Here is a 12,360-nt window from a genome sequence, read left to right as displayed (position 1 = left end):
TTTTTCTTGCCTCTTCGGGAGCGGGGCGGGCGCGCAGAGCGTCCCGCCCTGCCCCGTCAGCCGCCTTCGGCCTGCGCGGACCTGACGGTGCGCTCGCTCCAGCCGCCGCCCAGCACTTTGTAGAGCGTGACGAGGTTGGAGAGCCGCGACAGGCGGGTGTTCACCAGCACCTGCTGCGAGCTGTAGAGCGCGCGCTGGGAATCGAGCACGCTGAGGTAGTCGTCGATGCCCTGCCGGAAACGCTGCTCGGAAAGATCGTAGGAGCGCTGGTTGGCGGCCACGAGCTGTTCCTCGGCGAAGATCTGGCGGTTCAGGGTGCCGCGGCCGGCCAGCGCGTCGGCCACTTCGCGAAAGCCCGTCTGGATGGCTTTCTCGTACTGCGCGACCTGGATGTTCTTCTGCACCTTGGCCAGGTCCAGGCCCGCCAGCAGCGAGCCGCCGGCGAAGATGGGCATGGTGATCTGGGGCGTGAAGCTCCAGGCGCCCGAGCCCGCGTCGAACAGGCCGCCCAGGCTGGCGCTGGCGGTGCCGGCCGAACCGGTGAGGCTGATGGTGGGGAAGACGCCGCGCGCGCGCGCCGATGTTGGCGTTGGCCGCCTTGAGCTGGTGCTCGGCGGCGCGGATGTCGGGCCGGCGCGCCAGCAGGTCCGACGGCAGGCCGGCGGGCAGGTTCGCGGCGAGCATGCCGTCGTCGAGCCGGGCGGCGCGGTCGAGCCCGTCCGCCACGTCGGGCGGCAGCGGCTGGCCCGCGAGCAGCACCAGCGCATTGCGGTCCTGCGCGGCCTGGCGGGTGTAGAGCGACAGGTTGCGCTCGGCCGTGCGCAGCGACACCTCGGCCTGGCTGAGATCCAGCGCCGTGGACAGGCCCTGGTCGTAGCTCTGCTTGGTGAGCGCGTATGAATCCTGCTGGCTCTTGAGCGTTTCGCGCGTGAGCTGCAGCAGTTCCTGGTCGGCGCGCAGGGTGAGGTAGGCGTTGGCCACTTCCGCGATCAGGCTGAGCTGCGTGGCGGTGCGCGTCTCGTCCAGCGCGAGGTAGGTTTCCAGCGCCTTGTCGCTCAGGCTGCGGATGCGGCCGAAGAGGTCGATCTCCCAGGACGCCAGCGCCCCGCCCACCTGGTAGCTGTGGCTGGTGGTGGCCTGGCCGCCGTAGGACAGGTCGGCCGGCGTGCGCTGGGCCGATTCCTGCGCCGCCACGCCCACGCTGGGCATGAGGTCGGCACGCTGGATGCGGTACATGCGCCGCGCGGCCTCCACGTTGAGCGCGGCCACGCGCAGGTCGCGGTTGTTGGCCAGCGATATCTCGATGAGCCGCTGCAGCAGCGGGTCGGCGAAGAAGTCGCGCCAGCCGATGTCGGCGGCATTCACGCCGGGCGCGCCCTGCCCTTCGGCCTGCGCATAGGCGGGGCCGGAGGGATAGGCCGCGTCCACCGGCGCCTGCGGCCGCTCGTAGGTCGGAGCCAGCGAGCAGCCCGCCAGGGCCGCCGCCAGGGATACAGACAACAAAGTTCTCATCGGGTAATTCATTTCGGTTGTCCTTCCTCGCCCAGCGGACCCTCGGCGGCGGGCGCGTGCTTGTCGCCGCGCTCGCTCTGGCGCTGCACCTTGAAGACGCGCAGCATCACGACGAAGAAGGCGGGCACGAAGAAGATGGCCAGGAAGGTCGCGGTCAGCATGCCGCCGATCACGCCGGTGCCGATGGCGTTCTGGCTGCCCGAGCCCGCGCCGGAGGAAATGGCCAGCGGCACCACGCCCAGAATGAACGCCATGGACGTCATCAGGATGGGACGCAGACGCTGGCGCGCCGCATGGATGGCGGCTTCCGTCAGGCTGGCGCCCTGCTCGTAGTGCTCCTTGGCGAACTCCACGATCAGGATGGCGTTCTTGGCCGCCAGGCCGATGGTCGTGAGCAGGCCCACCTGGAAGTACACGTCGTTGGACAGGCCGCGCAGCAAAGTCGCGCCCAGCGCCCCGATGATGCCCAGCGGCACCACCAGCATGACGGCGGACGGGATGGTCCAGCTCTCGTACAGCGCGGCCAGGCACAGAAACACCACGATCAGCGAGATGGCATAGAGCGCGGGGGCCTGGGCGCCCGAGAGCCGCTCTTCGAACGACAGGCCGGTCCATTCGTAGCCCACGCCGGTCGGCAGCTTGGCCGCCAGGCGCTCCATTTCCTGCATGGCCGCGCCCGAGCTGTAGCCGGGCGCCGCCTGGCCCTGGATGTTGTACGACGGCACGCCGTTGTAGCGGTTGAGCTTCTGCGGACCGAAGGTCCATTTAGCGGTGGCGAAGGCCGAGAACGGCACCATGCCGCCTTCCTGGTTGCGCACGTACCACTTGTTCAGGTCTTCGGGCAGCATGCGCGCGGACGGCTCGCCCTGCACGAACACCTTCTTGACGCGGCCGCGGTCGATGAAGTCGTTGACGTACGACGAGCCCCAGGCCGTGGCCAGCGTGGCGTCGATGTCCGAGACGGCCACGCCCAGGGCGCGCGCCTTCTCGCGGTCGATGTTCAGCTCGTACTGCGGCGCGTCTTCGATGCCGTTGGGACGCACGCCCACCAGCATCGGGCTCTGCGCCGCCTCGGCCAGCAGCTGGTTGCGGGCGGCCAGCAGCTTCTCGTGGCCCACGCCGGCGCGGTCCATGAGCTGGAAGTCGAAGCCGCTGGCATTGCCCAGCTCCATGACCGAGGGCGGCGGCACCACGAACAGCATGCCGTCGCGGATGGTCTGCCGGAAATGGGCGTTGGCGCGGGCGGCGACCGCGGCCGCCTTCAGCGACGAATCGGTGCGCTCTTCCCAGTCGCGCAGCTTGACGAACAGCAGCGAGGCGTTCTGGCCGCGGCCGCCGAAGTTGAAGCCGTTGACCGCGAACACCGACGCGACCGCGTCCTTCTCGTTTTCGAGCAGGTACTTGGTGGCGGTGTCGATCACCTGCTTGGTGCGCTCCGCCGTGGCGCCCGGCGCGTCTGGATCTGCGCGAACAGGATGCCCTGGTCTTCGTCGGGCAGGAAGGCCGTGGGAATGCGCATGAACATCCAGCCCATGGCGATCACGATGACCACGTAGATGAGCATGAGGCGCTTGGTGCGGTGCAGGCCGCGCGCCACGGAGTTGGCGTAGCCGTGGCTGCTGGCCTCGAACTTGCGGTTGAACCAGCCGAAGAAGCCGCGCTTGGTGCCGTGATGGCCCTTGGGAATAGGCTTGAGCAGCGTGGCGCACAGCGCCGGCGTGAAGACGATGGCCACCAGCACGGACAGCACCATGGACGAGACGATGGTGATGGAGAACTGGCGGTAGATCACCCCGGTCGACCCGCCGAAAAAGGCCATGGGCACGAACACGGCGGCCAGCACCATGGCGATGCCGATCAGCGCGCCGGTGATCTGCGTCATGGACTTGCGCGTGGCCTGCTTGGGCGTGAGCCCCTCCTCGGCCATCACGCGCTCCACGTTCTCCACCACCACGATGGCGTCGTCCACCAGCAGGCCGATAGCCAGCACCATGCCGAACATGGTGAGCGTGTTGATGGAGTAGCCGAAGGCCGCCAGCACGCCGAAGGCGCCGAGCAGCACCACCGGCACGGCCAGCGTCGGAATCAGCGTGGCGCGGAAGTTCTGCAGGAAGAGGTACATCACCAGGAAGACCAGGACGATGGCCTCGACCAGCGTCTTGAACACTTCCTCGATGGACAGGCTCACGAAGGGCGTGGTGTCGTATGGGTAGACCACGTCCATGCCCGGCGGGAAGTACGGCTTCAGGCTGTTGATGGTGTCGCGCACGTTCTGCGCGGTGTCCAGCGCATTGGCCCCGGGCGCCAGCTTGATCGCCAGGCCCGAAGCCGGCTTGCCGTTGTAGAAGCTGTCGATGGCGTAGGTCTGGCCGCCCAGCTCGATGCGGGCCACGTCGGCCAGCAGCACCCGCGAGCCGTCGGCGTTGACCTTCAGCAGGATGCGGCCAAAGTCCTCGGGCGTCTGCAGGCGCGAGGGGCCGATGATGGTGGCGTTGAGCTGCTGGCCGCGCACGGCGGGCAGCCCGCCGAGCTGGCCGGACGAAACCTGGACGTTCTGTTCCTTGATGGCGTTGACCACGTCGACAGTGGTCAGGTTGTAGTTGACCAGCTTGTCGGGATCCAGCCAGATGCGCATGGCGTACTGCGAGCCGAAGAGCTGGAAGTCGCCCACGCCCTGCGTACGGCTGATCGGATCCTGGACGTAGGAGGCCACGTAGTCGGCCAGGTCTTCCTTGGTCATGGAGCCGTCGGTGGAGACGAAGCCCGCCACGATGAGGAAGTTCTTCGTGGCCTTGGTGACGCGGATACCCTGCTGCTGCACTTCCTGCGGCAGCAGCGGCTGGGCCAGCGACAGCTTGTTCTGGACCTGCACCTGGGCGGTGTCGGGGTTGGTGCCCTGGCGGAACGTCAGCGTGATGCTCATGCTGCCGTCGGAATTGCTTTCCGAGGAGATGTATTCCAGCCCGTCAAGGCCGTTCATCTGCTGCTCGATCACCTGCACCACGGTGTCCTGCACGGTCTGCGCCGAGGCGCCCGGATAGGTCACCGAGATGCCGATGGCCGGCGGCGCGATGTTGGGGTACTGCGACACCGGCAACTGCAGGATGGAAAGCGCGCCGGCCATCATGAGCACGATCGCGATCACCCAGGCGAACACCGGCCTGTCGATAAAAAACTTTGCCATGCAAGGCTCCCTGACTACTGCTGCTTCGCGGCGGCTGCGCCGGCCTGCGATTGCGCGGACGTGGGCGCCGCGGCCTGCGCTTCGTTGGCCACGACTTCAATGCCGGGCCGCACCATCTGCAGACCTTCGACGATGACCCTGTCGCCGGCCTTCAGGCCGACGTGACCAGCCATTTGTCGCCGATGGCGCGGTCGGTCTTGAGTTCGCGCAGCTCCACTTTGTTGTCGGCGTTGACCACCAGCGCCGTGGGCAGGCCGCGCTGGTTGCGCGTGACGCCGCGCTGGGGCACCAGCAGGCTGTCGGAGTCCACGCCATCGGCCAGCCGGGCGCGCACGAACATGCCGGGCAGCAGCCGGTGCTCGGGGTTGGGGAACACCGCGCGCAGCAGCACCGAGCCGGTGCTCGGGTCCACCGTCACTTCGGAGAACTGCAGCTTGCCCGGCACCGGGTACTGCGAGCCGTCTTCCAGTGTCAGCGCCACCTGGGCCGCCTGCTCGCCCTCGGCGCGCTTGAGCTGCCCGCTGGCCAGCGCCTTCTGCAGGCGCAGCAGTTCCACGCTGGACTGGGTCACGTCCACGTAGATGGGATCGATCTGCTGCACCGTGGCCAGGGCCGCGCTCTGGTTGGCGGTGACGAGCGCGCCTTCGGTGACCGTGGAACGCCCGATGATGCCTTCGATGGGCGACAGCACCTTGGTGTAGACCAGGTTGATGCGCGCGGTCTCCAGCGCGGCCTTGGCCGACAGCACATCGGCCATCGCCTGGTCGCGCGCCGCCACCGCGTTGTCGTAAGTCTGCTGGCTGACCGCGCGCGTGGCGACCAGCGGCTTGTAGCGCTCGACGAGCAGCGCCGCGGTTTTCTGCTGCGCCTGCGCGCGGGCCAGCGCGGCCTTCTGGCTGTCGAAGCTGGCCTGATAGAGCGCGGGATCGATCTGGTAGAGCTGCTGGCCCGTCTTGACCTCGCCGCCCTCGGTGAAGAGGCGCTTCTGGATGATGCCGTTGACCTGCGGCCGCACCTCGGCCACGCGGTAGGCCGAGGTGCGGCCCGGCAGTTCCGTGCTGAGGGAAACCGGCTGGGTAGCCAGGGTAACGACGGTAACCTGGGGCTTGCCCGCCTGGGCCGCCTCCTGTTTCTTGCCGCAAGCGGCCAGGGTCAGGGCCGTTGCGGTCAGCGTCGCTACGGCCGCGCTGCGCCACAGGGCGCTGTGCTTGTTGATAGATTGCATTCCGATTTCCAAGAGAGTTACCCCTTTACTGCCGATCTCAAGTCGATCCAGGATGAAATCGGCCAGCGTCTGGCTGAGATCAATCGTGTCTCCGAACAAACGCAATTTAACGGCGTGAAAGTTCTGGCTAGCGACAACGCCCTGAAGATCCAAGTTGGTGCAAATGACAATCAGACGATCTCCGTGAACCTGAAGAAGATCGACGCTCAGTCGCTGGGTCTTAAAGAATTCCGCATTGACGGCGCTCGTCAAGCGACTGTGGGCGATCTGCTTGCTCAAGGCGCGACTGGCACGCATACGTATACCGGTCTTACCGTTACCAATGGCGCTGCTACTCCGGTAACTGATCCTGTAACTGTCGATATCGACACGGGTGTTGTGAAAGCCGGCACCGCACAATTGTATGTAAGTGCTAAGGACGGTAGCTTGGTAACTGCGGCGAATGTTAGCAACGGTACTGCTACGTATTCGTCGACGGCTGGGCCAAGTGCGTTGGCCACCTCGTTGAGTACGGCAATGACTAACAAATCCGCAGGTGATACGTTCAAACTGAACGGCATGGAATTCACCGTGACTACCGCTCAGACCGGGCCCCATAACGGCGTTGCAACGGCAAAGATTGATAACAAGACAGTCACCTTTACTCTGACCGATAATGCGGGAACCGCGAACCTCGCAACAGACACGAACGTCTATACTTCTGCCGTCAACGGTTCGCTGACGACCCAATCGTCCGTTAGCAATCGTGAAGCAACACTTGCTGATCTCGATCTGCAAGGCGGTAAGCATAGTGCTACCACCCTGCAGCTCGCTGGGGCAACGTATCACGCTACTGCGGCGGGCGACGAAGTTAAAGACGGGACCGCCGCTAACGCCAATACGATGTACGTCACGCGAACCGAAGCTGGCAATACGAAGCTGATCACGGAATCAGCTGCTAAATCGGAAATGGCGACGGAAGATCCCCTGGAAACGTTGGATACGGCACTTTCCCGTGTAGACGCTCTGCGTAGTGAGCTGGGTGCGGTACAGAACCGCTTCCAATCCACCATCGCTAACCTGAGCAACGTGGTCAACAACCTGTCCAACGCCCGTTCGCGTATCCAGGACGCCGACTACGCCACGGAAGTGTCGAACATGTCCAAGGCGCAGATCCTGCAACAGGCTGGCACCTCGGTTCTGGCCCAGGCCAACCAAGTGCCGCAAACCGTGCTGTCGCTGCTGCGTTAATCCGCAGAGACGGCAAGGCCGGAAGGGAGGCTCCCCGCCTCTTCTTCCGAACCAGGCCGGACACGGTCCTTCGCGCCGTTCCGGCCTGACAACCCGCCCCTCACGGCGGGTTTTTTGCATCTGCCCCCGCCTCGAGACGCTGAAACGCTCCCGCTTCGGAGCCGCCAACCCGCATCGCGGGCACGGCGTGCGGCATGTCGCGCGCTCCCTCCCGCCGGAGAACGGTGTCGCTCAAACTGGAGGGGAATTCCGACGCTGATTCGGGAAATGAAGAAGGATCCCGGTTCTTAGAATGCCAGCATCGTTTCTTGCGGGCATACGTCCGCCCCTGATGCAGCCATGTCGAATTCGGCCTATACACAACGCCAGGCGCAAGCCGAACCCGGGCATCCGGCCCCCAGCCTCTCGCCGGGGCACCTGCGCGCCACGGCCCATCTCTATGGAATCCCGACCGCCCCCCTGGAGGCGGCCAAGGTGCTGGTCGTGGGCTGCGGAACCGGCGCAAGCCTGTGGCCCCACGCCTTGGCCTACCCTGGCGCCCGGATCGTCGGCCTGGACTCCAGCGCGGAACACGTCGAGGCGGCCAACGCGTCGCTGAAAGCCCTGCGGCTGGAGAACGTGGCGCTGCGCCTGGCCGAGCCGGGAGAACCCCTGCCGGAAGACCTGGGGCCGTTCGACTACATCATCGTTTCCGGCGTATACAGCTATTTGCTGGCCGAGGCGGCCGCTGCCCTGATGCAGCAATGCGGGCGCGCCCTCTCGGCGCTGGGCCTGCTCTACGTGGATCACCACGTCTACCCCGGCGCCAAGACGCTGGAAGTCATGCGCGACGCCATGCTGCTGCATGCGCACGCCGCCCGCACCGACGAGGAGGTCAAGGCGAGCGCCCAGGCGGCGCTGACGTTGTTCACCGAAGGACTGGCCGCGGAGAACCCGCTCGCCCAGGCATTGGGCGCGAATGCCGCCTGCTTTCAGCGCGGGCTGGCGTCCGGCGGCGCATTCCGCGCATTTGCCTGCTCCCCCGCCTACTTTGTCGAATTCGCGAACAAGGCGGCCGAAGCCGGACTGTCTTATGTGGGCGACGCGATGCCGCTCAGCGAAGTGCCCCTGGAGTTCGGGCAGAAGGTATCGCTGTCCCACAGCCTGCTGACCCTGGGCCAGGCTAAAGCCGTCCGCCAGCAGTATCTCGATTTTGCCACCGGCCGGGGGTTCCGGCAGAGCCTGCTGGTTCCGGAGGCGCGCGCGGTCCAGATCCGGCCGGCTCCCGACCTGGAACGCCTGGCCGACCTCCGGTGGGCCAGCGGCCTGGTCCGGCTGAGCGCCAATGGGCAGGAAGACGGCGCCAGTTACGTCACGAACACCGGCCGCGGCCTTTCCACCACCGACCGGAGCATGATGGCGCTGCTGGGTGTGCTCGGCCATGCCTGGCCCGGAACGGTGTCTCATCAGACCCTGCTCGACACCCTGGCCCGCCAGCCGGACGCTCCCAAGGGCGATGCCGAGCTCCGCCGGGCGCTGGATTCCCGGCTCAAGACCTTGCTGCAGGCCGACCTGGCGCACTACAGCCTGGGTCCCGGGCCCTACGACCGGGCCGATAACGAACCGTTCCGCCCGCTTCCGAACCTCACCGCGCCCGGCCTGTCCGCTCCGCTCTTCAACCTGTGGCACGAAACCCTGAACCTGGTCTTCAATGAGCAGCAGCTGGGCGTCCTGCGGCAACTGGCCGATGAACAGCCGCTGCAGCGCATCGTGGACGAGACGGGCACCTCGGGGCCCTCCACCTACGCCGTGACGGAAGTGCTCTCGCTGCTCAAGCGCTACGCGCTTCACGAAGGGTCGGCCCGGTCGTGGCGCAGGCTCCTCGAGGATGGCCTGAACGCGAGCCAGGGCCGTGGGCACTACACCGGGCTCTACGTCAGCGCACTGGCGCGCCTGGCATTCGATGCCCCGTCGCCGGACGAAGGCCCGCCGTTCGTGCTGTCACCGGCCATGCTCAACCAGGCGCAACGGCTGAACCAGGCCATGCTGCGGCAATCCTATGGCGACGCCGAAACGCTGGCGCGCGCGCTGGCCAAGCTGGCCCCCCGGTTCTTCGACGCCTGGGAAGCCCTGGCCGTCGCCCTGTGCAACATGCACCGCCCGCAAGAAGGCCTGCCGCCCGCGCTGCGCATGCTGGACATCGCCCCCTTGAATGCCCAGGGCTACATCGTGCTTTCCACCTGCCTGGCGCAGCTCGAACGCACGTCCGAAGCCATTACCGCGGGCCGCCGGGCGGTGGAACTCGCGCCGGACAACCCGCACGCGCATTCCGCCCTGGCCGATGCCCTGAACACGGAGCGCCGCTACGACGAAGCCAAGACCGCCTGCCTGAACGCGCTGGCGCTCGACGCCGGCCACCAGAAAGCGCGCACCAATCTCGCCAAGATCCTGATCGACAGCGGCGACGTGCAGAACGCCATCGTGGCCGCGCGCGACGCCGTGGCGCACGCTCCCAAGTCGCTGACGGCCAGCACCAACCTGCTCTTCGTCATGAACTACGCCCCTGCGGCGACGGCGGAAGAGGTGTTCCGGGCCTACCGGGCCTACGACCAGACCCATTGCGCGCCGCTGCGCAGCGCCTGGCGCCCCCACACGAATTCACGCGACACGCGGCGCAAGCTCCGGATCGCCTATGTATCGCCCGACTTCCGGCAGCACTCCGGCAACTACTTCATCGAACCGCTGCTGGCCCACCACGACCGCACGGCGTTCGAAGTGACGGCCTATGCCGAGCTGGTGGCGGAAGACGCCACCACGAAGCGGTTCAAGAACTACTTCGACCATTGGGTGCCGACGGCCGCCATGACGGACCAGCAGCTCGCCGACCGCATCCGCGCCGACGGCATCGACATCCTGATCGACGTGGCCGGCCACACCGGGGGCAACCGGCTCGCGGTATTTGCGCGCAAGCCCGCGCCCGTGTCGCTGACCTGGCTGGGCTTCGGATACACCACCGGGGTGTCGGCCATCGACTACATCATGAGCGATGCGGCCATGGCCCCCGAGGGCAGCGAGAACCTGTTCGCCGAGCGGCCCTGGCGGCTGGCCGACACCAACTTCGTCTACCGGCCGGGGCAAGGCATGGGCGACATCAGCCCGCTGCCCGCCCTGGCGAATGGCTACGTCACCCTGGGCACCCTTACCCGCGCCATCCGCATGAACGACCGGGTGGTCGGCGTCTGGTCCGAGATCCTGCGCCGGCTGCCGCAGGCGCGGCTGATCGTGGACAGCAACAGTTACCGCGACAAGTCGATGCGCGACGCCCTCGCGGCGCGCTTTGCCGCGCAGGGCATCCGGCCCGACCGGCTGCTCATCGGCTGCCACAGCCCTCCGTGGGACCTGCTGCGCTCCATGGACATCGGCCTGGACTGCTTTCCGCACAACTCCGGCGTGACGCTGGTGGAAACGCTCTATATGGGGGTTCCCTACGTCACCCTGGCGGACCGGCCCAGCGTGGGGCGGATCGGCAGCTCGGTGCTGCACGGCGTGGGCCATTCCGAATGGATAGCCCAGACCGAACTCGAATACGTGGAAAAGGTCGTGGCCCTGGCCAGCGATCTGCCCGCGCTGGCGCGCATCCGCGCCGACCTGCGCGACGACATGCGCGCCAGCCCGCTCATGGACGAACCGGGCTTTGCGCGCAAGTTCGAGGCCGCGCTGCGGGAAATGTTCAAGCAATGGTGCGAGAGCCAACCATGAAAGCCATCATCCTCGCCGGCGGGCTGGGAACGCGCATATCCGAAGAAACCCACACCCGCCCCAAGCCCATGATCGAGATCGGCGGCCGGCCCATTCTCTGGCACATCATGAAGACCTATTCCGCGCACGGCGTGAACGACTTCGTGATCTGCTGCGGCTACAAGGGCTACATGATCAAGGAGTATTTCGCCAACTACTTCCTGCACATGTCCGACGTCACGTTCGACATGGCCGACAACCGCATGGAAGTGCACCAGCGCAAGGCCGAGCCCTGGCGCGTGACGCTGGTGGACACCGGCGAGAACACCATGACGGGCGGCCGCCTCAAGCGTGTGGCCGATTATGTCAAGGACGAAGAGGCGTTCTGCTTCACATACGGCGACGGGGTGGCCGACATCGACATCAGCGCGCTGATCCGCTTTCACCGCGAGCATGGCAAGGCCGCCACCGTTACCGCCGTCCAGCCGCCCGGCCGCTACGGCGCCTTGCGCCGCGAGGGCAGCAAAGTGACGGGATTCACCGAGAAACCCCGCGGCGACGGCGGCCTGATCAACGGCGGCTTTTTCGTGCTCTCGCCCAGCGTGCTGCCGCTGATCCAGGACGATTCCACCAGTTGGGAGGCCGAACCGCTCGAAACGCTGGCGCACCGGGGCGAGCTGCATGCCTACGAGCACCTGGGCTTCTGGCAGCCCATGGACACGCTGCGCGAGAAGAACCTGCTGGAATCGCTGTGGAGCACGGGCAAGGCGCCATGGAAGGTGTGGTGAAACCCGACACCGGCTTCTGGCGCGGCAAGCGGGTCCTGCTGACCGGCCACACCGGCTTCAAGGGAAGCTGGCTGGCGCTGTGGCTGCGGCGGCTGGGCGCGGACGTGACGGGCCTGGCCCTGCCTCCCGCCACCCGGCCCAGCCTGTACGCGGAGGCCGGCATCGGCTCCCTCGTCGACAGCCGCGAATGCGACATTCGCGACGCCGGGGCCGTGCGCGATCACGTGCGCCGCGCGCGGCGAGATCGTGTTGCACCTGGCGGCCCAGGCCCTGGTGCGGCAAGGCTACGCGCAGCCGCTGGAAACCTACGCCGCCAACGTCATGGGAACAGCGCACGTACTGGACGCGCTGCGCGGGCAGGACGGCGTGCGCGTGGCCGTCATGGTCACCACCGACAAGGTCTATCTCAACCGGGAATGGCCCCATCCCTACCGCGAGAACGATACGCTGGGCGGCCACGATCCGTACAGCGCCAGCAAGGCCGCCAGCGAACTCGTCATTGCCTCGTACCGCGACGCCTTCCTGGCGGAACAGGGCCTCGCCGTGGCCAGCGCGAGCGCGGGCAACGTCATCGGCGGCGGCGACTGGTCCGCCGACGCCTGCTGCCCGATGCCGTGCGCGCCTGGCGCGACGGCGGCGAGCTGGAAATCCGGCGGCCGCAGGCGGTGCGTCCCTGGCAGCATGTGCTGGACCCGCTGGCCGGT

Annotated in this window: 2 protein-coding genes and 5 pseudogenes; 4 read left to right on the top strand and 3 right to left on the bottom strand. The window is 66.9% G+C overall.

The window, feature by feature from the left end; genetic code table 11:
- Positions 1-56: 56 nt before the first annotated feature.
- The 3 pseudogenes from AD428_RS14430 to AD428_RS14420 form a co-directional block, all read right to left on the bottom strand.
- Positions 57-1,524: pseudogene (locus AD428_RS14430) on the bottom strand (efflux transporter outer membrane subunit).
- A pseudogene (locus AD428_RS14425) lies at positions 1,521-4,696 on the bottom strand (efflux RND transporter permease subunit). The pseudogenes AD428_RS14430 and AD428_RS14425 overlap by 4 nt, the downstream one beginning before the upstream one ends.
- Before the next feature lie 14 nt (positions 4,697-4,710).
- A pseudogene (locus AD428_RS14420) lies at positions 4,711-5,912 on the bottom strand (efflux RND transporter periplasmic adaptor subunit).
- A gap of 36 nt (positions 5,913-5,948) precedes the next feature.
- Between AD428_RS14420 and AD428_RS28920 the strand changes: the two are divergent.
- The 4 genes and pseudogenes from AD428_RS28920 to rfbG all read left to right on the top strand — a co-directional run.
- Positions 5,949-7,151, top strand: a pseudogene (locus AD428_RS28920) (flagellin); the annotation flags it as partial.
- Positions 7,152-7,490: 339 nt separating this feature from the next.
- Positions 7,491-10,889, top strand: a complete 3,399-nt coding sequence (locus tag AD428_RS14415; RefSeq protein WP_053245625.1) for a bifunctional class I SAM-dependent methyltransferase/glycosyltransferase — start codon at positions 7,491-7,493, stop codon at positions 10,887-10,889.
- Positions 10,886-11,656: a glucose-1-phosphate cytidylyltransferase gene (rfbF, locus tag AD428_RS14410; protein ID WP_053245624.1), complete on the top strand. Its 771-nt coding sequence runs from the start codon at positions 10,886-10,888 to the stop codon at positions 11,654-11,656. The genes AD428_RS14415 and rfbF overlap by 4 nt, the downstream gene beginning before the upstream one ends.
- Positions 11,641-12,360 (top strand): annotated as a pseudogene (gene rfbG, locus AD428_RS14405) (CDP-glucose 4,6-dehydratase); the annotation flags it as partial. The gene rfbF and the pseudogene rfbG, both read left to right, overlap by 16 nt.

This window comes from Achromobacter sp. DMS1 (genome assembly GCF_001270295.1).
The sequence above is the reverse complement of the archived record's forward strand: the minus strand, read 5'-3'. Positions and strand labels throughout refer to the sequence as shown.